A 20,472-nucleotide genomic window follows, 5' to 3' on the forward strand; every position below is an offset into this window, starting at 1 on the left:
GAGAAGCGTGCAAGTAATCGCGACAGTGCGGATGGTGACTGTTTCGGTGAAGCGGTGACGAGGGGTAGGGATTCCATGCGGGAGCAGAGTCCTGTTCGCTCAGGCGAGCCCCGGTCGGGGTGCGCTGATCACCGAGTTCAGCCGCCCGGGCATTGTTCGGCAGTACCGTTCAGGCAGCCGAACAATGGGGTGAGGGTGTGGCGGGACGTCGTGAGATACCGGTGGATCCGGCAGCAAGTCCGGTTCAGCGGTTCGCGTTCGAATTACGCGAGTTGAGGGCGGAAGCAGGCGGGATCACCTACCGCTCGCTTGCCCGGCGGGCCGGCTATTCGGTGACCACGCTGTCGCAGGCAGCGGCCGGGGAACGGCTGCCCACGCTGCCGGTGGCCCTTGCTTATGCCGGTGCGTGTGGTGGAGACCTGACGGAGTGGGAGGCCCGCTGGAAGGAGGCGGTCGCGGAGTCCGCCGGTGACGGTGCCCCAGACGTCGGATCACTCCCTCCCTACCGAGGGCTCGCACGGTTCGAGACCGGGGACAGCGACCTGTTCTTCGGCCGCGAACGGCTCACCGCCGACCTCGTCGACCTGCTGCGCCGTCAGCGGTTCGCCGCGCTCTTCGGCCCCTCCGGCAGCGGCAAGTCGTCCCTGCTGCGGGCCGGGCTGATACCCGTCCTCCGGAGCGCTCAGGAGCGTGACGTGCGTCCGGCCGCGATCCGGATCCTGACACCGGGCGAACGCCCCGCCCACAATCACGCACCCCTTTTCAAGCCTGCTCCAGGCGTCAGCGGCGACGGCGCAGACACCGTCGTGATCGTCGACCAGTTCGAGGAGGTCTTCACTCTCTGTCACGACCGGGAGGAGCGCGCTCGCTTCATCGATCTACTACTGACGGCACGGCGGCCCGAGAGCCGACTGCGGGTGCTTTTGGCAGTACGCGGCGACTTCTACGGCCGCTGCGCCGAGCACCGGGAGCTGGCTGACGCATTACGCGGCGCCAATCTGCTGGCTGGAGCGATGAGTCAGGCCGAGTTGCGGGACGTAGTCGTCAAACCGGCGACGGCCGCCGGCCTGAGCGTGGAGCGCACCCTGACCGCCCGGCTGGTTGATGAAGTCACCAGCGCGCCGGGCGGGCTGCCGCTGTTGTCCCACGCCTTGCTGGAGACCTGGCGCCGCCGCCGCGGCAAGACTCTCACCGTGGCGGGGTACGAGGCAGCCGGGCGCCTGGAAGGCGCGATCGCCCAAACCGCCGAGGAGGTCTACGGGCGGTTCACCGAGGACCAGGCGACCGTCGCCCGCCGGGTGTTGCTGCGCATGGTCGCCCCTGGTGACGGCACCCCGGATACTCGCCGTCCCATCGATCGTTCGGAACTGCCGGGCAGCGGCCGGGACGACATCGCCCAGGTGGCAGAGGCCCTCGCCGGGGCTCGACTGCTCACCCTGGACGGTGACAGGGTGGAGCTGGCCCACGAGTCGTTGATCACGGCGTGGCCCCGTCTGCGCGGCTGGATCGAGGAGGACCGCGAACGGCTTCGTGTGCACCGGAATCTGACCGAGGCGGCCCACGCCTGGCAGAATCTGGGCCGCGAAACGGGCGCCTTGTACCGTGGAAGCCGACTCGTCGCCGCCCAGGAACACTTCGGTGGCGCGCCGCGCGAGGACCTGACGGACCTCGAGACCGCATTCCTCGACGCCAGCCGCGAGCACGAGCAGCGGGGCCGCCGCAGGTACCACGTGGTGCTCACCACGGTCACCGCGGCACTGTGCCTTGCGCTTGTCGCCACCGGACTCGCCTGGGGACAGCGGCAGATCGCAGTCACCGCACAGCGCCTGGCCGAGTCCCGGCAACTGGCCGCTCAGTCCAGTGCGCTGCTGGACTCCGACCCCGACCTTGCGGCCCTGCTCGCCGTCCATGCCTACCGAACCAGCCCAACCCGCGAAGCCACCGCTGCCCTGTACAGCGCCGCAGCGCTGCCGCTGCGCAAGCGTCTGATCACCGGCACCAAGGCCGTAGACACCCTCGCCCTCAGCCCGGACGGCCGCACCCTCGCCACCCATAGCAGAGACGGCGGAGTCCGGATCTGGGATCTGCCGGCAGGCCAGCTCCGGCACTCGTTCACCGCACACGGAGCCAGCGAGGTCGCGGCGTTCGGCCCCGACGGGCGCGTCCTCGCCGTCGCCACCGAAGCGACGATCAGCATGTGGGATGCGGCCACCGGCAGGAAGCTCGGAACATCGCGAGTCCCCGACGGGTCCGTTCGCGCCATGGCTCTCAGCCCGGACGGCCGGACCCTGGCCGCGGCCTCCCCTGCGGCCGTACGGGTGTGGGACGTGGCCACCGGCCGCACCCGGCACAGCTTCACCGGCCATCCCGATCCGCAAGCGGTCGCCTTCGGCCCTGACGGACGCACCATCGCCGCGGCGGGAGTCAGCGGTCTGGTGCGCGTGTGGGACGTGGCCACCGGCCACACCCGTAGCGTCCACGACGGGACGGTCAAGGGCGCCGCTGTGGCCATCAGCCCTGACGGCCGGACATACGTCACAGTGCGCACCGACGGTTCGGTACAACTGCGGGAAGTGGCCACCGGCACCATCCGACGCACCATCAATGACAGCGCCGTGAGCTCCCGCCAAGCGGCTTTCGCGCCGGACGGGCGGACCCTCGCCCTGCCCGGCTCGGGGGACACCGTAAGGCTGTGGGACACCGCCACCGGAACGCCTCTGACCACCCTGACCGCTGGACACCTCGGACGGGGAATCCTGCGCGTGGCACTCGGCGCGGATGGTCGCACCGTGGTCACCAGCAGCAACCTGGATCCCACCGTCCGAGTCCACAGCCTGTCCACCGATCGCCCACGCGTCACTCTGCCGGGCAGTCCCGGCACCTCCATCACCGGCCTTGCCTTCAGCCCGGACTCACGCACGGTGACCACAGTCAGCCACCGGCCACCGGGCCGGGAGACGGTACAGCTCTGGAACCCCGAGACCGGCGATCGCGAAGCCACCCTGGCGCTCGAGACCGACTCGACACGCCAGGGAGAACAACTGCCTGTCACCATTTCCCGCTCTGCGGCCGTGGGGTTCGACCCGAACGGACGCGCCCTGGCCGCCAGGGTCGGCAAGAACGGGAAGATCGAGGTCCGCGACGTCGCCACAGGCCGCCTGAGCCAGAGCCGAACCGTGGGCAACTTCGACACCATGCTCTTCAGCCCCGACGGAACGCGGCTGGCCCTCGTCAGCCAAGGGGGATCTCTGCGGATCTGGCACCTGTCCACCGGAACCCTGCACACCCTGCGCACCGGCTACAAGCAGCCCCTCAGAGCAGTGGCGTTCGCTCCGGACGGCCACACACTCGCCGTCGTGGTCATCGAGAACGACGGAGACCAGGTCACACTGCTCGACGCCACAACCGGCGGAACACAGCACACCATCGAGCCGAAAGCCCGGAGCCCGCTGTCCCTCGCGTTCAGTCCGGACGGGCACACCCTGGCCACCGTGAGCAACAGGTCTGTCCAGACATGGGACACCCGCACCGGCAAACTCCAGGACAGTTTCAGCGCCGGCGAAGCAGTGGCGGCGCTAGCCTTCGGCCCCGACGGACGCACGCTGGCCTTGAGCACCGCGAAAGGGGTGCGTCTATGGGACCTCCCCACGAACCAGAGCAGAGTCACTCTTCCCACCCGCTCGACTATGGGAGTGGCGTTCAGCCCGGACGGACGCACACTGGCCGGCGCCACCGGCAGCTCCGTCACACTGTGGAACGTCGATCTACCCGACCCGGCCCGCGCAATCCGCTCCGTCTGCAAGGCCGTCGGAGCCACTCTCACCCCGCTCGAACAATCCCGCTTTCTTCACGGCCAATCCGCTGACACCGGCTGCGGGCCTGCGACGCGATAGGGCCTACAGCGACTTACGGCGGCGCTCTCCAAATCCTCGGCTCCGCGCAGTCTGGCGGCCAGGTTGTCCGCTGGCGAGAACAGCCCCATTCCGGCTGCCCAAGCAGCGAGGCGGCCAGTTCCTTCCTTTAAGCGAATCCACGCCGTGTCCAGGAGCGTGTAACTGACGTCGGCATAGTCACGTTCCGTCAATGCGCCTCGCCGGTTTCTGCTGCGGTGATCCTCCTCCTGGGGCTTTGCTCCACTTTCATGAGGCGTATCTCTTCTTCGAGGTAGTCCTCGAGTTCCCTGGCCGCCGCAGCGTCTCCTTCGCGCCTGAGGATGTCCGACACGATCGAGCAAGCGAGGAGGCTGCCCGGAACCGCTCTCCGGTAGAACTGTTCGGACGCTTCTACGTCTCCGATCCCGGCACGCCAGACACCCAGAATTTCCAGGCGACCAGTGGCCCATGTCGCCAGCTCGCCTGTAGAGGCGATCGGCGTAGCGCAGCCGCAACCGGATGCGCGCGGACCGGCCGAGTTGGAACAGGTCCTCGGCATTCGTCAGGTGGTGCCGTGCGGCATCCCAGAACCCGGTGGGCGGTCGTACGTATCGGCGGTGGACCTGCAGATGCCGATGCAAGTAGTCGGCTAACCGGTACGACCGTTCGCCGGTGGCCTGTTGGCCAGGCAATGGGACGTTCGGCGTAAGCGGGCCGGGAACACCGCGGCAGGACCTGAATGCGTAGGTGAGTGCACGCTCAAACCACGTCTGGCGCCAGTGGTCTGTCTGGGTGTGCCAGTGGTCGGTATCGAGGAAAGCGCCTGCGGGCCGACGCCTCTCGCACTGCTGACGGGCGTACGCTCCGGCGAACTCGCCGCCATGGTGCGGACGGCGGCTTCCGCCACCGGCAGCGCCAACGTCTCGTCGACTGGACCCAGTTTATGAGAGGCATCGGCTCCCGACGCTGACCGCCATCAGCTCATGGACGAGCTTGGCGGCTGGTGGGCTCCGGTTGGCGATCTGCCCGTGGATGGATGAGACGACATGGTCGTTCCTGCATCAGGTCTCCGTCTGCTGCGGCCGTGCGGAATGTGAGCTCCCGGTGTGGTGGCTTGGGTGAGTGGGAGCGTGCATAGCCATGGCGCCGCCCGAACAACGTTGTTCTGCTTGCCTGAGGGCGGCGGCAGGCACGGTTCCGCGATCTGCCGGCAGTCGTATGCTCACTCACCTTGGCGACGCTCAACTGGATTGGAAGGAGGGTGCGATGACAGAGCCCGGTACCGTGCCGCCTGGCGAGCCGTCCACGCCAGCGGTTGTGGCTTCCGGCAGTCGCAGCATCGCCGCTGGCGGCGGCATCGGCCTCGCGGTGACGGGCAACCACAACGCCATCCACCAATATTTGATTTTCGGTGACGGGCGTCCGGCGGTCCCGATGGGTGAGGAAGGCTGCGACACGCCTCCGGCCAGGGTAAAGGCCGTCGTTCCGGTGCTGATCGGTCTGGTCAATTGGGTCGGCCAGGCCGTTTCGATGCACCCCGGTCGCCGCCTCGTGCGGTCTTATGCAGAGCAAGCACTGCGGCAGATCGGTGCCCCGGACGTGATGGCCTACGGTGAGGAGCAGAGCAACGGAGAGACGTTGCTTTTGATCACTGGAGCGGGGGATGTGCGCGAGGTAGGGGCCAACCTCCTGTCCGCGCTGGACTGCATGATGGACGAGGACTGGTCCCATACGACTGCCAAGCCCGGCTATCTCCTTCCGCAGCTGCGTCTTGTCCTTCACCTCGGGTTTGGTGAATACGACGGCTCGCGCATCGCTAGCCCGTCCTTCGTTAAAACCTTGCAGGCACACGCCCGGACAACCGCGCTCAACGACGCGTACGCAGGCGATGCCGCCGGCGTCGTGGCTCTGGTGACGGACGAGGCCTACAACGCCGGGATCTACAGGGGCAGCGGGAGCGGACAGCGTTGGATTGCCTTCTCCCAGGACGTAGAGGGCGCGAGCCCGCTGCGTTTCTGGTCCCGCGGTGCGCTGGGCACCGGAGCGGCCGATCGGGGCTGAGCGAGTGCGGCCACACCCCTGTCGTCTCGGTTAGGGTCGCCACAGATCAGTGGAAATGTGGGGGTGTTGCGATGACGGGCTGGCATCGGGGAGTGCTGTGGGTGGTGGCGGTAGCGGCCGGTCTGACCTGTGTGGGGCTGGCCTTGTTACTGTGGTTGAAGGATCTCGGCATGGCGGGCACCGTTGCGGGACTGGCTGCCGATTCCGTCACCCTTGTCGTGACCGTCTTTGCCGTCCGTGGTTTGCTGCTGCAATCCGCGCAGCAAACCACGCAGGGGGTCACTGCGTCCGGCGCAGGCTCTGTTGCCGCCGGCGGCAGCATCGGCAGAGCCGTCCCGGGCAACCGCAACCAACTGTCGGGCGCGTCACCCTCTCCTCTCCCAGGGTCTGCGGCCCCGACCGGGCCTGTGGAGGCGTCCGGCCCGAAGTCGGTGTCGACCGGCGGTTCCATCGGTGAGGCAGTAACCGGAGACGGCAACACCACGTGAGGCGCTGGTTGAGCCGGCTCGGTTTCCGGCCGCGTGCCGTCTGGCCCGGCGGGAGCTTGCGCAACTCGGGTGGTTCTGACCGCTCCTCCGTGATGACTACGGCTGGGGAAGGGGGCAGGTCTCAGGTTGGATGACCCGATGGAACGTATCGAGGCTGAGTTGTTCACAGATCCGGGGAACGACGCGGTCGTCCGTCTGCCCCCGCGTAATTTTCCGGGCGTCCTGATTCAGGGCGATTCCCTTTCGATCATTCGCGCCGACATCGCCGAGATAGTAGAAGCATGCGGGCCACGTCGGTGAGGCTCGCGAGGCGGCGGCCATCCTCCTCTCCAACCTTGACGAGCTGCTGGCTCGAGACACGGCGGCTCTGAAGGCTCACGACATCCCCATCCCCTTCTACCAGGCGCCCTGATCGGTCAGTTGCAGCCCATCGCACCTGGCAGCATGCGCTGAAGGTCAGAGATTGCAGGACCGTTCCGCCAGGGGATCACGTCGTCATGAAGCCGGAGACGCTCCAAGACGTCCACTTCCCGGGCCTGAACCTTGTGGTGCGACAGGCCGTGGTCGCGGATGACGGCTTGATGATCGACGCGACTGGCTGCGGGCCGCCAGGAGCATGTCCCCAGTGTCAGCATCCCGCCGCACGCGTTCACAGCCGGTACTGGCGTCACATAGCCGGGCTCCCCGTCAGCAGCCACCGGCTGATCGTCCGTCTCCGCGTCCGCCGGTTCTTCTGTGATCAAGTCCGGTGCCCGCGTCGGACTTTCGTGGAACAGGTAGCGGGCATGACCGAGCCACGACGCCGTAGTTCGACAGCGGCGCGGGCGACGATGCGGGCGGTGGCCGTGGAACTCGGCGGCCGGCCGGGCGCACGCCTCTGCGCGAAGCGGCGGCTACACGGCCGACGGACAACCATCCTGGGACGGTTGACCGCTCCGACTGTGGCAGCACGGGCCCCACGGATACTCGGCATCGACGAGTTCGCCTTCCGCAGGGGGCGGACCTACGGCACCGTTCTCGTCGACATCGAGTCCTCCCGGCCGGTGGACGTGTTGCCCGATCGCGAGACTGGCACGGTCGCTGCCTGGCTTCAGGAGCACCCCGGCGCCGAGATCATCTGCCGAGACCGCCTGATGGCGTTCACCAAGGCCATCAGGCAGGCCGCCCCTGACGCGCTGGAGGTGGCAGATCGCTGGCACCTCCTCCAGAACCTCTCGAGGGCCGTCGAGAAGACTTGCCAGCGGCACCGTGAGTGCCTTCGGCGGCCGGTCGAAGCAGAGACCATCCCACCGTTGGCCACACATGAGACTCCGCTCCTGGAACGGGTTCGACAACGCCACGCGGAGGTCAACCAGCTCGCCTCCACCGGTCTGTCGCTCAGCGCCATCTGCCGTCGTCTGCAACTGGACCGCAAGACGGTCCGGCGCTACCAGAACAAGGACCTCGCAGGGCTCCTCGCCTCGGCGCAGGACCGCGGGCACGGCGTCCTCGACCCGTTCATCGAGCACGTGCAGCGTCGCCTCCAGGCGGGCTGCACCAGTTCGATGCAGCTCTATCGCGAGGTGTCTGCCCTCGGCTACAGCGGCGGGTACCACGTCGTGAACCGCTACGTGGCGGCCATGCGGAAGGGCGTCGCGATCCCCGTCCGCGCAGTGACACCCAGCCCTCGCGATATGACCTCATGGATCATGCGGTCCGAGGAGACGCTCAGCCCCTTGGAAGTCGCCCAACTGGAAACTGTCCGGAACGCCTGCCCGGAGATCGCTTCGGCCTGTGACCTCGCGCGGGAGTTCACGGACATGCTCCGCCATCGCCGCGGCCACCTGCTCCGGGCCTGGATCCAGAGGCCGAGCTGGGCGGCCCGGACGCCATCGGCATCTTCGCCGACTCCATCCGCCAGGACCTCCAGGCCGTCACTGCCGGCCTCACCCTGTCCTACAGCTCCGGCATCGTCGAAGGCCACGTCAACAGAATCAAAACGATCAAACGGCAAATGTACGGTCGAGCCTCGTTCGCTCTGCTCAGAGCCCGCGTCCTCCTTCAGCCGTAGTCATCACGGAAGAGCGGCCAGAACCTCGCAGTTGTCCAAGGTGTCTCACTAGGTGTTTCGGCGGCCCGGACGACTTTTTGGAGCAGAGCCCGGTGCCTGTCCCTGAAGGTGGTTCCGTGCCGACGCGCCGACCGTGCCAGGCCGCAGGGAAACGGGCGGCCCCATCGACCATCGGCAGGCAGGGCGGATCCCGTCTGAAGGGCGATGGGCTGGGCACGTCGGCCGCGCTGGCCGCCCCACTGAGGAACCCCTCAAGAGGCGCAAGTTGGCCGATACGGAAGGTCGTTGACGTAGCGGGACCAGGCCGCTTGGTCGAGGCCGGAACCGGTGATCGCGCAGGCGTGGTCGGAAGCGTGGTCCAGGAGGTCGATGCCGGCGGTGAGGTCCCATAGAGCGGCACGCCCCTCGAAGCTGACGGTGGCGAGGCCGGTTCCGTCCGGGGAGAACCAGATCCCAGGCACTTTCTGGCCGGGCATCGGCAGCGGAGCGGCGAGTTGGTGCGGGTTGGAGGAATCGGTCACATCCCAGAGGATGAGTGTTTCCGTCAGGTTCGTGGTCGACAGCGTGCGGCCATCGCCGGAGAAGGCCATGCCGACCACCGCGACCGTCCCGCCTATCGCAGCACTGTTGCCGTTGGGGTCGCTCGGGCCGACCAACGGCTGGCCGATCCGTGCGGGCTTGGCCGGCCGGGACACGTCCCACAGGGCGATCGTGCCGTCGGAACGCCCGACGGCCAGCGTGCGGCCGTCAGGCGAAAACGCCACCGATGTGACATCGGCGGCGTCACCGGCCAGCAGCGGTCGTGTGGCGGGATGCGCGGGATCGGAGACGTCCCAGAGCGTCACCTTGCCGTCGAAGTCGTAGATGTGCCCGGTTGCCAGAGTGCGGCTGTCCGGGCTGAATGCTTCGACCAGCACTTCGCCCGGGGGCAGGTTGTTGGCTTGCAGCACTGGGTGCGCCGGGTTGGACCGATCCCAGAGCAACGAATTGTCGCTGCCCCTGGTGATCAGCATCCGGCCGTCGGGGGAGAACAGGACCGGACCACCGCTGCCCGGCAGAGCCGGTCCGCGTCGCACGGGATGCTTAATATCCGAGAGGTCCCACACGGTGGTCAGGCCGTGCTCGCCGACGGCGAGGTCATTGCCGACGGCGAGGGTCTGGCCGTCCGAGGAGAGTAGGGTGCGCTTCCCGGGCACACCGGTGTTCGCTGTGACCGGTCGGCCCGGATCGGACATGTCCCACAGGACAACGGAGTCGTCCTTGACTCCACTGGCCAGGGCCCGCCCTCCGGCGCGGAATGCCAGCGATTGGACCCCGGTGATGGGTTTGCCGAGCGGGACTGGCCGGCCGGGGTCGGTGAGATTCCACAGCATGGCGGTGTGGTCGGCGCTGCCCGTCGCCAGAGTGCGCCCGTCGGGAGAGAACGCCACCGACAGCACGAAGTCGGTGTGCCCGGTCAGAGGGGATCCCGAAGGGACGGGGCGGGCCGGGTGGGACAGATCCCACAACACCGTGGTGCCGTCGTACCTGGCGGTGGCCGCGACATCCCCCTTGGGAGAGAACGCCAGCGCCGCGTTGTTCCCGGTCATCCGTCCCTCGAGCCGCTTGGGCGCGGCCGGGCGGCTGACATCCCACAGCACGAAGGCGTTCTGGTTCTTGGACTTGGGGTCCTTGTCGTGCGTCGCCAGGAGATGGCGGCCGGGTGCGAACACGAAGGGAGGTCTCCCGGCGAGGGGAGAGCCCAGGCGGTGCGGCCGGGTCGGGTCGGCGACGTCCCACAGCACCACGGAGTCGCCGCTGCCCACGGCGAGTACCCGGCTGTCCGAGGAGAAGGCCATCGACTTCACCGGGCGGGTCCCCGCACTGAACGGTGCGCCGAGCGCGCTGATCCGGTCCGGGCGGGAGACATCCCACAGGATGACCCGGCCTTCCCTGTCCGAAGCGACGGCCAGGACCTTGCCGTCCGGTGAGTAGGCCAGCGAGCCGACATAACCCTCCTTGACCCCCTCCCATGACGTGCGCCGTACGGGTTTCGCCGGATCGGACACGTCCCACACGTCGACCTTCGAATGGTCCTCGCCGAGCGTGAGCAGCGAACGCCCGTCCGGGGAGAACACCATCTGATCGGAGTCCATGTCCTCCACGCGCACGCGTGAACTCATCCGACGCGGCGGAGCCGTCTCGGACAGGGACCACAAAGTGATCACGGTCGTAAGGACAATCGTCGTGGAAGGAGTCGCGGAGGGTTCGGCGCTAGTGGGCCAGATAACGTTCGACGATTCGACGGGCACTGGCTCGGTCGTCCGGACGGTACTGGCCGTCGCCAGGACCCTGCCGCGCGGGGAGAATGCCACCGCATCGACCGAGTCGCTGAACCCCGAGACGGTTCCCGCGTATCGCGTTCCCGTCAGGCTCTCGACCAGACTGGCCCGTGTCTGGGAATCGGAGTGGATCTTCTCGGCGGCGATGCCGAGTTGCAGGGCCAGCCGTGGATCGCTGGCGCGTATCGCCTCGGCCTGCGACACGAGCAGGCGGGCCGTCGCGACCTGTTGCTGTACCTGTGCCGAGCGTCGCTGGACGAACGCGAACCCGGTCACGACAAGCGCCGCCGCCAATAGCCCGGCTAGGACGGCGTTCAGGCGCCTTGTGCGGCGCACGGCGGCCTGCTGACTGCGGCGGCTCGCGGCGAGGAAGTCCGCCGTGGCGCTCGGCAGACGGCGCTGCCGGGACCAGTCCAGGCCCTCGGCCAGTTCGGTTCCGTGGAGCAGGTCGTCGGAGTGCCGGCGGGCCGTCCAGCGGGCCCGCTGCTCGTCGGCGCGGCGCAGCCAGGTCTGGAAGCGCCTGTCCTGCTCCACCCAGTCGCGCAACTCGGCCCAGTCGCGCGCGAGCGTGTCGTGGACGAGTTCGGCGACCACTCCCGTGGGTGGCGGGCCGGGGTTGCGGGCCGCGGTCGTCACGATGCGGTGGCGGGTGAGCGATGCCAGAACCGCGTCGGTGACCTCCTCGGCGGATCGCCGGTCGGAGGCCGCATCGGAGGCATCCGCCGCGAGCTCCCGCAGTACGTCCAGGGGCACCTGCTGGCGGGTGGCGGGGGTACCGCGGTCGGGGTCGGCAGGGCGTACCAGTGCGGTCAGTATGCGCCGGGCGGTGGCACGGTGGTTCTCGGGCAGCTGGGTGATCGCGGCGTTGCACCAGGTGGCTAGAGATCCGGTGATCTGGCCGATCCGCTCATATGCGGTGTGGGTGAGGCGGCCGTCCACGCGGCGCTCCCACAGTCGGTCCAGGGCGAGTTCCAGGGGTGCGAGCAGGGTGACGGGGGCTCTTCGGGCGGCTGTGCCCTGCGGGTCGGCGGCCAGGACGTCGGCGATGATGCGCTCCGCAAGACCCTCCTCGAAGCTCGCCCCGGCCTCCTGGGCGGGGCGAGCAACGATGGCCTGCAGGTCCTGCGGGCTCAGCGTGGCCGGTATGTTGACCAGACCAGGGGTGACGACCTCCAGCAACTGGGGAGCCTGGGCTGCTAACTGAGGGTAGAAGTCGTCCCGCATCACCAGCATCACGCTGACCGGCACGTCGGAGTCGATGAGCTCCCTGACCAAGTCCAGCGCCGAGGCCGACGGCCGGGTCAATGCCTCCTCGAACTGGTCGATCACCAGCACGATCCGCTCGCTGTTCCCCTCAGGATCTGCTGCTGTTCGACGCCGTATCGCAGCCACGAGTCCCTCGGCCGCTGTCCCGAGTAACCCGTGCCGCTCCACCTCCACGCTCAGGTCCGGCCCGGGGCGCGGCACGAGCACGGTTGTCCATCGGTCACTGCCCGGCAGTCGACCGTCGCCGAGGGCCGGCAGCACACCCGCCTGGATCAGGGAGGACTTGCCCGACCCGGAGGGGCCGAGCAGCAACAGGGCCCGCTCGTGCCCCGCAAGAGCCGCCAGCACGGCCTCCACCGCCGTGTCCCGCCCATGGAACTCTGCGGCATGCTCGGTGGTGAAAGGCTCAAGGCCCCGGTAGGGGCTCATCTCTTGCTCGATCAGCGCTGGCCACGCCTCGCGCAGCACCTTGGCGGGCGTGGCGTAGGCGATGCCCTGGCCTCGCTGGTAGCCGTCCGGGGCGGTGATGGCCGTGACCATGCCGACCACCAGCCCCGTCACCTCGTCGACGACCGGACCGCCGCTGAAGCCTTGCGTCAGGTCGTTGGCCTCGGTCAGCTGCAATAGCCCGCCGTCACCATCGTCCGCGCCAGGAGCCGGAAGCAGGTCGCCGCCCCTCCCGTAGCCGAAGTGACCGCCCGGCGGAGCTTGATCCGGAAAGCCGAAGGAGCGCACGCGATGCCCTCGGCAGCCAGCCGAGGACCCCAGCGGCAGCGGCGACACCCCCACCGAGCCGCGCAGGCGAATCACCGCCACGTCGTTCGCGTCCGGGGCCCGCCACCGCTCGACCAGCACCAGCCCCTCGGCGCGAGGCGCTCCCGCTGCGCGCGGAAAGGCGAGGCGCACGCCCGCTCCGGGGCCGTGCCCGGCGGCCCGCACCACGTGCGCACAAGTGATCACGACGTCTGCACCGATCAGAAAGCCCGCCCCGGCCACCTCGCCGTCGTCCGTCAGAATCTGCGCTACCGCCGCCTGTATCCGGAACGCGGGACCACGGTCGGCACCGACACCATCCCCGGTCGCGGGCATCACGGGCGCCCTCGGGGAGCACCGAGGGGTGACGTCACGATGGCCCGCTCCACCTCACGGTGACCCTCAGGTGGCAGGCTGCCTGAGTCCGGGTGATCACCGCACCGGCCTCTGCGGCAAGATCGACGCCGAACTCGATCTCCACCTCGTCCGGACCTGCACGCCGCACCTGCTCCAGGGCCTCCCGGGCCAGGTCGGCGACCGGGCCGAGTGCCTCCCGCAGACCCGACGGCAGCTCACGGACGGCTTCTCCGATCCGCCCCGCCTTCACCGGCCCGTCGGAGAGCTCCGGTGCCTCGAAGAGGATCGAGCCCCCGCCCTCCATAGGAAGACGCGCGAGACTACGCATCAACCCCTCCTCACCAGAACCCCGTCACATCGGAGCATCCATGACATGTACCGCCAAAGTAGCGGACCAAGCCTGTCGGCGTCCCGCACTCTGACAGTTGCGAAGCAGCGGTCACGCTCGCCTCGTTACTGGTCTGGGCAGGTTTCGTTAGAAGACGGGCTCTACTTGGCTTCGACAGCTGTCGTTCGCCCGCATGACAGTGATTGCTGCCGCCACCTCGCCCTGCGCCCCGTTTTCGTCGGGACTGGTGAGCCCTCCAGTTGGCCACATCGGCCAACTGTGCGGTTGTGACCGCGCTTCCGTGATGGCTACGGCTGCAGGAGGATGCGGGCTCTGAGCAAAGCGAAGGAGGCGCGGCCGTACATCTGGCGCTTGATGGTCTTGATTCTGTTGACTTGGCCTTCAACGGTGCCGGAGCTGTAGGAGAGGGTGAGACCAGTGGTGACGGCCGCGATGTCCTGGCGGACGGAGTCGGCGAAGATGCCGATGGCCTCGAGCCCGCTCAACACAGCTTTCTGGATCCAGTCCCGCAGTAGGTGGCCTTGCCGGTGATGGACCATGGCTATGAACTACCGTGCGAGGTCGCAGGCGGCGGCAGTCTCCGGACAAGCGTTCCGTGCGGCTTCCAGTCGTGCGGTATCCGAGGGTCGGAGGGTCTCCTGCGGGCGCATGATCCATGAGGTGATGGTGCGAGGGCTGGGCGTCACTGGTTGGGCCGGGATCGCTACACCCTTCCTGATGGTGCTCACGTAGCGGTTCATGACGTGGTAGCCGCCGGGGTAGCCGAGCGCAAGCAGCTCGCGGTAGAGCTGGAACTCGTACAACCGGCCTTGAAGCGGTGCTGCACGTACTCGGCGAACGGGTCGAGTACACCTGCGCCTCGGTCGCGTGCCGAGGCGAGGAGATCTTCAAGGACAGTGCGCCGGTAGCGCCGTACCGTCTTGTGGTCCAGTTGCCGGCGGCGGCCGATGGCGCTGAGGGACAGCCCTGTGGAGGCCAATTCGTTGACGTCTCTGGGGCGTTGGCGCACGCGATCCAGGAGGGGAGTCGTTGGGGCAGCCGACGACGGTTCGGCGTCCGTGGCGACAGGTCGACGCAGGCGTGCGCGATATCAATGGCATGTCTTCTCCACGGCCGTCGAGAGATTTTGAGGAGGTGCCAGCGATCGGCGACTTCCCGGGCTTTGGGGGCCGCCTGCTTGATGGCCTTGGTGAATGCCATCAGGCGGTCGCGGCACACGATCTCGGCCCCTGGATGCTCGTGGAGCCAGGCGGTAACCGATCCGGTTTCGCGGTCGGGTAGGACGTCTACGGGCGCCTGGAGGTCTCGACGTCGACGAGAACGGGCCGTAGGTCCGCCCCTTGCGGAACGCGAACTCGTCGATGCCCAGGATCCACGGCGCCTGGGCCAGCACGGGTGGGGCGACCAGCTGACTGAGCAGAGCAGTGCGTCGGCCTGGAGCCGCCGCTTCGCGCACAGCCGCTGGCCCGGGGTCCACCGAGTTCCATCGCCACCGCTGTCATCGCCGACCGTGCCGCCAGTGAGGGACGGCGACGTGGTTCGGTCAGGCCCGCCACCTGTTCCACGAACGTCCGGCGTTGGCACTGGCGCTGATCACAGAAGAAACGACGCACATGCAGACGGACGATCAACCCCTGCCCGCCGACGGGTAACTCGGATATCTGACGCCAATACCTGCTGGGGACCCGCGTGGCAGGATGCTCGCATGCGGACCCCTGCCCGGCGCCCGCATCCCGCCGCGTCGACCACCAAGTTGCCATCGCCGGTCATGAGCTGCAGCACCATGAGGTTCAGGCCCGGCAAGAGGACGTCCTCAAGCGTCTCAACCCGCATGACAGAGGGATTCCCTGACAGAACGATCCTGCAGTCTGGGCGCCGCCGGCCCGAGCCCCGTGTGGTCAGGACGGGACACCCAGGGTCTTAGTGATCAGCCGGACCTCCCGGCGCCAGTCGTCTTCCTCCGTGCCCTCGACCCAACCGTCAGCCAGTTCTGAGCCATCTTGCAGGACCCGGCGCAGCGCCTGCTGAGCCATCGGACGCAGAGAAATCGGCAGGCCAGGCAATGGCTCAGACGGCAGATCCTCAGGATCGAGCACGACGGGACTATCCGGGATCTGGCTCACGATGAGCGCAGCGGCGGCAACTGCTGCGGCTCCGTCCCCGCCATCGACTCGCGTGCCCGAAGTCAGTACCCGTCGGAACGCACTCGTCATCGAGTCGATGATCTGCTGCGGCGTCTTCCCCTCAAGGCCGTCGACGAAGTCTGCGGCGACGTCACTGTCGAACGGACCAGTACCCCAAGTTCCCATGTCTCTCCTGGTATCTGCGGACTTCGCGACGGCAGCATCTCAGCACGTTCTGACATCGATCACCGCAGGCCCGAAACCCAGCGGAGCTCCATCAACTGTCGTAGTCATCACGGAAGTGCGGTCACAACCACTCGGGTACCCAGGGTTCGATCAGGAACCGGCCACCCGATGATGGAGGGCTTGGCACTGTCCAGCGGATCAAGTGGCCGTCATGGCACGGGGTTCTCGCGGGCCGGACTACGCCCGATTGCCGGGCTGCTTCAGCGCGTCGGACTTGGGCAGGGCCGCCAGTGCGGTGTCCGCAATGCTGCGCACCGTCTCCGGGTCCAGGCCGGCCTTGCCCACCGCCTCGATGCCGCGGACCACTGTCAGCAGCAGGGCCGCCAGCCTCTCCGGGTCCGCAGCGCTGTCGATGTCGCCGTGGCGCTGGGCGGCGCTGATCTCCGTCCGCAGCAGCGTCAGTAGTGCCGTCATGGTTTCGGCCGACCGTCCGGCGACCGCCGGATCGTGCTGGGCCAGTTCCGCCGTGCCCTTGGCCAACAGGCAGCCGCGGCGCTCGGTGTCGGAGGCGGTGTTCTCCGCCATCAGATGCACGTATGCGGACAGCCGGGCCCAGGCCTCGGCGTCCGGGCCGCCCGCCAGCCTCCCTTCGGCCACCTCAACGACCGCGGTGCACCAGTCGCCGAACACACGGTGGAACAGCTTGCCCTTGTCGCCGAACGCGCCGTACAGGCTGCCCTTGCCCAGGCCCGTCGCCCGGGCGATGTCGTCCATCCGTGTTCCGGCGTAGCCGGTCGCCCGGAACTGCTCCCGGGCCCGCTCCAGGACTTGGCGTTCGTCGAACGCGCGCGGTCTCGCCATGGGCTCACCCTACCCATTCTTGACTCGATCGTCCATTACTGCCTACGTTATGGACGATCGATTCCACAACTGAAGGGGTTCGACATGCCACGCGTGCTGCACGAGAAGGTGGCCGTGATCACCGGAGGAACCAGCGGGATCGGCCTCGCCATCGCCCGCCGCTTCGTCCGGGAGGGCGCACGGGTCTTCATCACCGGCCGGGACATCGACCGCCTCGAAGCGGCAGTCAAGGAGATGGGCCCCGCCGCCACCGGCGTTCGATCCGACGTCTCGGTCCTGGCCGACCTGGACGCGCTCTACGCGCGAGTCCGCGAGGAGGCCGGACACATCGACGTCCTGGTGGCCAACGCGGGAATCGTCGCGGACGCCGCGCTCGGAGCCCACACCGAAGCGAACGTCGACCTGACACTCGCCGTCAACGTCAAGGGCCCGCTGTTCACTGTCCAGAAGGCCCTTCCGCTGCTCGCGGAGAACGCCTCCATCCTGGTCATCGGTTCGAGCAACAGCAGGCGGCCCAATGAGCACCTCGAGGTCTACAGCGCCTCGAAGGCAGCGCTGAGCAACCTCGTGCACAACTGGGCCCGGCAGTCGCGCGAGCGCCGATTCCGGGTCAACGTCCTCAGCCCGGGACCCACTCGCACCCCCGGCCTGCTCGGCGCCGCAGGACCGGACGTCGACCAGTTCGCTAAGGCCGTCGTGCCACTGGGGCGGCTGGCCGACGCCGAGGAAATCGCCGAAGCCGCCCTCTTCCTGGCTTCGGATGCCTCGTCTTTCGTCACCGGCGCCGAACTCTTCGCCGACGGCGGCTACACCCGGGCCTGAACCACGGCCGGCGCAGAGCGCAGCCGCAGCAGCAGGCGGCACGACCAGCTCAGGCGAGCGGCATCACCCCTCACACCATGCGCCCGCCGCCCGGAACCGTTCCCGGTACGTCAACGGGCACACACCCGCCACACACCATCCCCCGACCCGGCAGCCCACACCCATGGCACCCGCAGCCACGTCGGCCTGCACTCACGGACACGCCACGAGCCAGGCCTCGAACGAGGAACCACCCCAAGCCCCACCGCCGGCCCACCCCGCCCCATTGCCGGCGCCACGCAACCCGCAGACACCCCTCCCCGCCACGGGGGGGGTGGAGGCCCCGGAGCACCACCCACCCTGAGGAGGACGAAGGACGTGGTCTTGAAGCGGGAGAGGGGAACCGGCGGGAGCGGCCGCCGGGGATGGCGTGCGCTGCCCGGTGCGGTCCTCGCGTTCGGCCTGGCGGCGCTCACTGAAACCGGCGCTCCACCACTTCAAGGGGCGAGCACGGCGAACGGGGATGAACACGCACGGCGTCGCCCACTCCGGTTCACCTCAGCGCCGGGTGCGGCCCTTCCCGCCTCCGCGGCGAACGTCCGAACCGGCGTACAACCCTTCATGAACCTCAGGTGTCTTCCCGGTTGAATACCGCCCTGCCCGGCACCCAGGGCAATCGGACCGGTCTGCGTTTCGGCGCCCCGCCGACGAACTGGTCTCCCGCCCCTGCCGACCACCCACGCGCCCCACCGCGGCCGAGCGGCACGCCGTAGGACATCTAGGGAGCAAGGAGTTCCTCTAGTGCGTCACATCAAAAGCGCGGTCCTCGCGGCCGCAGCACTCCTCACCTTCGGTGGCGGCGCCGTGTTCGCGGCTCCCGCCGCACAGGCCGTGGTGCCCTTCCCCTCGATCGGCTGGCAGCAGCGCAACTGCGATTACGACGGCAACGGTTTCGACGACGTGCTGACCGGCGCCCCGGGGGCCACGGTGAGCGGCGCCACGGGCGCCGGCTACGTCACCGTCCAGTACAGCTCCTCCAGCGGTCTGAGCACCACCGGGAAGAAGGTGCTGCACCAGAACACCTCGGGTGTCCCGGGCGGTGCCGAGACCGGCGACGGTTTCGGGCGTGCCGTGGCTTCCGGTGACCTGGACAACGACGGTTACGACGACGCAGTCGTCGGCATCCCCGGCGAGGACCTGGCGGGGCTGTCCGACGCGGGTGGCGTCACCGTCTTCTGGGGGTCGCCCACCGGCCTGCACGGGTCCGACAGCACCTGGCTGGAGAACGCCGACGCACCGCGGGCCGGTGCGAACTTCGGCCGGGCGATCGAAGCGGCCCGCTACTCTGCTCCGGACCCGGCGGACCCGAACGCCGACCCTCGTGACTCGATCGCCGTCCTGGAAGACGACACCCTGCTGTTCTTCACCGCCCAGCCCGGCGGGGCGGGACAACAAATCACCATGTCGCAGCGCAGCCTGCGGGCGCGGGACTTCGCGACGGTGGACGGCGGCTTCGAGTTCCGCAGTCTCAGCCACGGCAACTACAACGAGGATTCCTGGGCCGATCTGGCCGTCTCAGGCGTCACCACCGGCGACCAGCCCGGCATCGGCACGGTACACGTGCTGCACGGTGCGCCGAACATCAGTGAGCTCGGCGACGGCGGTACCTTCCCCGGCGGCCCGGCGATCGTCTCCGGCGACTGGGACGGCACCGGTCAGGACGACCTCGTCATCGGCGACACCGGCACCGGCTCACCCAAGGGCGGCGGAATCAGCCTCTACGCGGGCCGCGGCGACCTGTCCGGCCTGGAACCGGAGCCGGTGCAGTACTTCACCCAGGACTCCAGCGGAATCCCGGGCGTCGCGGAGACGGGCGACCAGTGGGGCGCAGAGCTGTCGGCCGGCGACACCGACGGCGACGGCCACCCGGATCTCGCCATCGGCGCACCCGGCGAGGACATCGGCAATGTCGCCAACGCGGGCGCGGTGTGGGTGCTGCGCGGCGATAGGACCGGCCTCACCAACGTCGGCGCGAAGAGTTTCGACCAGCAACTCGCCGACATCCCCGGCACGGCGGAGACCTCGGACCGCTGGGGCGGCCAGGTCCGGCTGATCGACGCGAACAAGGACGGCCGCTTCGGCCTGCTCGCGGCGGCCCCGGGCGAGAACACCAACGACGGCTTCGTATGGGTCATCCCCGCCTCACCCTCCGGCCTGGTCGCCCGGGGCACATGGAACTACGGCGGATCCCGGCTCGGGGCACCTGCGGCCAATGCGCAGTTCGGGGCCGCGATCGACGAGTAGCGCACCCCCGCGGCGGGGCACCCCCGGCCAGAACGTTCCACCGCGTTCGAGAGCTGCGGCGTGGGAAGCTCGCGCAGTGACTCGACCCGTCGACCCCGTGACCGCTCATCGGGGGAGCTGAGCCCGGGCGCAACCGTCGGCCGGCCGGGCCAGCCGCTGCGAGTCGAAGGTCGTCGCGCCCGCCGCTTCACGCCTCCGTGACGGACCGAGGCGGCCGCCGGACCGGCAGCCGCCTCACTCTGTCATCGCTTCACCCGGTCAGCCGCGGACGATGTTCTGCGCCTGCGGTCCCTTCTGCCCCTGCCCGATCTCGAAGGTGACGTGCTCCCCCTCGGTGAGCTCGCGGAACCCGCCGCCCTGGATCTCCGAGTAGTGCGCGAAGACGTCCGGTCCCCCACCGTCCTGAGCGATGAAGCCGAAACCCTTCTCAGCGTTGAACCACTTCACAGTGCCCTTGGCCATCAATCAATCCCTTTGTTCCTGCCTGGGAACAGCCCTGCATCCGGGCTTGTTCCGGGGTCCCTGGTCGCGGGAGCCCGCAACCGTTGTACCCCGGCCCGCCCCACCTATCCGTTCAATTGACTCCACCAGCGGACCATCGCCCGGGCGGACGCCTTTTGCGCTACGAGGCCGGCGTCTCAATGGGGCGCCCTTACCCGCGTCACCCGTCGCAAGGCGGT

The 20,472-nt window shown here is 68.6% G+C and carries 13 protein-coding genes and 3 pseudogenes; 8 read left to right on the plus strand and 8 right to left on the minus strand.

Annotation, left to right across the window (positions count from 1 at the left end):
* Positions 1–197 precede the first annotated feature (197 nt).
* A complete protein-coding gene (locus ACGFW6_RS05925; RefSeq protein ID WP_393506914.1) occupies positions 198–3,893 on the plus strand; it encodes a PQQ-binding-like beta-propeller repeat protein in 3,696 nt (1,231 codons plus the stop codon).
* A gap of 187 nt (positions 3,894–4,080) precedes the next feature.
* Here the strand turns inward: ACGFW6_RS05925 and ACGFW6_RS05930 are convergent, their stop codons facing one another.
* The gene (locus tag ACGFW6_RS05930; RefSeq protein ID WP_393505161.1) at positions 4,081–4,224 is read right to left on the minus strand and encodes a hypothetical protein; all 144 of its coding nucleotides are present in this window, start codon (positions 4,222–4,224) and stop codon (positions 4,081–4,083) included.
* Between the two features lie 914 nt (positions 4,225–5,138).
* On the opposite strand from ACGFW6_RS05930, the gene ACGFW6_RS05935 reads away from it, so the two are divergent.
* From ACGFW6_RS05935 to ACGFW6_RS05955, 5 genes and pseudogenes are all read left to right on the plus strand, one after another.
* A complete protein-coding gene (locus ACGFW6_RS05935; RefSeq protein WP_393505162.1) occupies positions 5,139–5,933 on the plus strand; it encodes a hypothetical protein in 795 nt (264 codons plus the stop codon).
* Positions 5,934–6,004: 71 nt separating this feature from the next.
* Positions 6,005–6,421: a hypothetical protein gene (locus tag ACGFW6_RS05940; RefSeq protein WP_393505164.1), complete on the plus strand. Its 417-nt coding sequence runs from the start codon at positions 6,005–6,007 to the stop codon at positions 6,419–6,421.
* 138 nt (positions 6,422–6,559) lie between these two features.
* Positions 6,560–6,833: pseudogene (locus ACGFW6_RS05945) on the plus strand (DUF6959 family protein).
* A gap of 169 nt (positions 6,834–7,002) precedes the next feature.
* A pseudogene (locus tag ACGFW6_RS05950) lies at positions 7,003–8,259 on the plus strand (ISL3 family transposase); the annotation flags it as partial.
* Positions 8,260–8,351: 92 nt separating this feature from the next.
* Complete coding sequence (locus ACGFW6_RS05955) at positions 8,352–8,471, plus strand: transposase (RefSeq protein ID WP_393506916.1); 120 nt, start codon at positions 8,352–8,354, stop codon at positions 8,469–8,471.
* Between the two features lie 251 nt (positions 8,472–8,722).
* Here ACGFW6_RS05955 and ACGFW6_RS05960 read toward each other — a convergent pair whose 3' ends face one another.
* From ACGFW6_RS05960 to ACGFW6_RS05985, 6 genes and pseudogenes are all read right to left on the minus strand, one after another.
* Positions 8,723–13,147, minus strand: a complete 4,425-nt coding sequence (locus tag ACGFW6_RS05960) for a trypsin-like peptidase domain-containing protein (RefSeq protein ID WP_393505166.1) — start codon at positions 13,145–13,147, stop codon at positions 8,723–8,725.
* 34 nt (positions 13,148–13,181) lie between these two features.
* Positions 13,182–13,496: a CU044_2847 family protein gene (locus ACGFW6_RS05965; protein WP_393505168.1), complete on the minus strand. Its 315-nt coding sequence runs from the start codon at positions 13,494–13,496 to the stop codon at positions 13,182–13,184.
* A gap of 308 nt (positions 13,497–13,804) precedes the next feature.
* The gene (locus ACGFW6_RS05970) at positions 13,805–14,056 is read right to left on the minus strand and encodes a transposase (RefSeq protein ID WP_393505170.1); all 252 of its coding nucleotides are present in this window, start codon (positions 14,054–14,056) and stop codon (positions 13,805–13,807) included.
* Between the two features lie 595 nt (positions 14,057–14,651).
* Positions 14,652–15,101, minus strand: a pseudogene (locus ACGFW6_RS05975) (transposase); the annotation flags it as partial.
* Between the two features lie 314 nt (positions 15,102–15,415).
* Positions 15,416–15,826 (minus strand): DUF4259 domain-containing protein, encoded by a 411-nt coding sequence (locus ACGFW6_RS05980; RefSeq protein WP_393505172.1) that lies wholly within the window; start codon positions 15,824–15,826, stop codon positions 15,416–15,418.
* 237 nt (positions 15,827–16,063) lie between these two features.
* Entirely contained in the window at positions 16,064–16,687 is a 624-nt protein-coding gene (locus tag ACGFW6_RS05985; protein ID WP_393505174.1) for a TetR/AcrR family transcriptional regulator, read from the minus strand.
* Positions 16,688–16,771: 84 nt separating this feature from the next.
* Here ACGFW6_RS05985 and ACGFW6_RS05990 point away from each other — a divergent pair, with 84 nt between their 5' ends.
* Both ACGFW6_RS05990 and ACGFW6_RS05995 read left to right on the plus strand, forming a co-directional pair.
* Positions 16,772–17,509 carry an SDR family NAD(P)-dependent oxidoreductase gene (locus ACGFW6_RS05990; protein WP_393505176.1) on the plus strand — a complete coding sequence of 246 codons (738 nt, stop codon included), beginning with the start codon at positions 16,772–16,774 and terminating at the stop codon, positions 17,507–17,509.
* 780 nt (positions 17,510–18,289) lie between these two features.
* The gene (locus ACGFW6_RS05995) at positions 18,290–19,792 is read left to right on the plus strand and encodes an FG-GAP repeat protein (protein ID WP_393505178.1); all 1,503 of its coding nucleotides are present in this window, start codon (positions 18,290–18,292) and stop codon (positions 19,790–19,792) included.
* 258 nt (positions 19,793–20,050) lie between these two features.
* On the opposite strand, the gene ACGFW6_RS06000 is transcribed toward ACGFW6_RS05995, so the two are convergent.
* A complete protein-coding gene (locus tag ACGFW6_RS06000) occupies positions 20,051–20,254 on the minus strand; it encodes a cold-shock protein (protein WP_393505180.1) in 204 nt (67 codons plus the stop codon).
* Between the last annotated feature and the right edge of the window lie 218 nt (positions 20,255–20,472).

The sequence above is a fragment of the Streptomyces sp. Y7 genome, from assembly GCF_043195415.1.
Taxonomy (GTDB): domain Bacteria; phylum Actinomycetota; class Actinomycetes; order Streptomycetales; family Streptomycetaceae; genus Streptomyces.

What these genes read in the sequence shown, in the direction of transcription:
- ACGFW6_RS05940 (WP_393505164.1), top strand. Translation starts at nt 6,005, where the DNA reads ATGACGGGCTGGCATCGGGGAGTGCTGTGGGTGGTGGCGGTAGCGGCC.
- ACGFW6_RS05970 (WP_393505170.1), bottom strand. Translation starts at nt 14,056, where the DNA reads ATGGTCCATCACCGGCAAGGCCACCTACTGCGGGACTGGATCCAGAAA.
- ACGFW6_RS05935 (WP_393505162.1), top strand. Translation starts at nt 5,139, where the DNA reads ATGACAGAGCCCGGTACCGTGCCGCCTGGCGAGCCGTCCACGCCAGCG.
- ACGFW6_RS06000 (WP_393505180.1), bottom strand. Translation starts at nt 20,254, where the DNA reads ATGGCCAAGGGCACTGTGAAGTGGTTCAACGCTGAGAAGGGTTTCGGC.
- ACGFW6_RS05980 (WP_393505172.1), bottom strand. Translation starts at nt 15,826, where the DNA reads ATGGGAACTTGGGGTACTGGTCCGTTCGACAGTGACGTCGCCGCAGAC.
- ACGFW6_RS05960 (WP_393505166.1), bottom strand. Translation starts at nt 13,147, where the DNA reads ATGCCCGCGACCGGGGATGGTGTCGGTGCCGACCGTGGTCCCGCGTTC.
- ACGFW6_RS05985 (WP_393505174.1), bottom strand. Translation starts at nt 16,687, where the DNA reads ATGGCGAGACCGCGCGCGTTCGACGAACGCCAAGTCCTGGAGCGGGCC.
- ACGFW6_RS05965 (WP_393505168.1), bottom strand. Translation starts at nt 13,496, where the DNA reads ATGCGTAGTCTCGCGCGTCTTCCTATGGAGGGCGGGGGCTCGATCCTC.
- ACGFW6_RS05990 (WP_393505176.1), top strand. Translation starts at nt 16,772, where the DNA reads ATGCCACGCGTGCTGCACGAGAAGGTGGCCGTGATCACCGGAGGAACC.